Raw genomic sequence first — 1,173 nt, forward strand, 5'->3', positions numbered from 1 at the left:
GGAAGGTCTGCATAAATCATGCAGGAATTGAGTTGCCAAATATGCCGTCGACTGCGACGATTTGGGCATGAGACAAGCTAATCTGGGATTGGATTTGACGACCAAACGAACGCGCAAGCGGGAGTTCCTTGACGAGATGAACCGGGTGGTTCCATGGGGCGTACTGGTGGCGCTGGTATTGCCGCATGCGCCCGAAGGCAAGCGCGGCAGGCCGCCGTTTCCGGTGGAGACGATGTTGCGAATCCATTTCATGCAGCAGTGGTTCACCTTGAGCGATCCTGCAATGGAAGAAGCGTTGCACGACGTGCCGCTGTTTCGGGAGTTTGCTGCACTGGACAACTGGAACATGCGTCTGCCTGACGAGAGCACGATCTTGCGATTCAGGCATCTGCTTGAGAAGCATGAGCTTGCCGCCCAGATGCTCGCAGCGGTCAATGCGGTGCTTAGCAGCAAGGGCCTGCTGCTCAAAGCGGGTACGGTCGTTGATGCCACGCTGATCGCCGCGCCCAGTTCGACCAAGAACGCGAGCGGTGAGCGCGATCCCGAGATGAGTTCGACCAAGAAAGGCAATCAATGGTACTTCGGCATGAAAGCGCATATCGGCGTAGACGCCGAATCCGGGCTGGTACACACCGTTCAAGGAACGGCCGCGAACGTGCATGACATTGTCAAGGCGGACGCGTTGCTGCACGGTAAGGAAACTGTTGTGTACGGCGATGCGGGCTATCGCGGGATACAAAAACGTACGAGCACGAAGGCAGTGGAGTGGATGGTCGCGATGTGCCCTGGCAAGCGCGCAGCGCTGGACAAAGACGACGCGCTGGATCGCATCGTCAACGAAATTGAATACCTTAAAGCAAGCGTGCGCGCCAAGGTAGAGCATCCGTTTCGGGTGATCAAATTGCAGTTCGGCTTCGCGAAGGCGCGCTACCGTGGTCTGAAGAAAAACACCGCACAACTGACAACGCTGTTCGCGCTGTCCAATCTCTGGATGGCGCGTCGCAAGCTGCTGAAAATGTGAGCGGCAAACACCGCGAGAGTGACGATCTTCAAACATCGAGATCAATTTCTGGTCGGTATTCATTCGGTTCCCAACAAGAAAACGACTTTCGAGACCCGCCAATTTCGAATGTGGCGAACAGTCAGGCTGAAAATGATTTGTTCAGACCTTCC

At 55.7% G+C, this 1,173-nt stretch carries 1 protein-coding gene; it reads left to right on the forward strand.

The genetic code is table 11. The annotated features are described in order from the left end of the window. Positions 1–67: 67 nt before the first annotated feature. Positions 68–1,021 carry an IS5 family transposase gene (locus tag FQ755_RS00070; RefSeq protein WP_144150089.1) on the forward strand — a complete coding sequence of 318 codons (954 nt, stop codon included), beginning with the start codon at positions 68–70 and terminating at the stop codon, positions 1,019–1,021. The last annotated feature ends 152 nt before the right edge of the window (positions 1,022–1,173 follow it).

Origin of the sequence: Paraburkholderia sp. BCC1885, from assembly GCF_900996235.1 — a bacterium.
GTDB lineage: Bacteria > Pseudomonadota > Gammaproteobacteria > Burkholderiales > Burkholderiaceae > Paraburkholderia.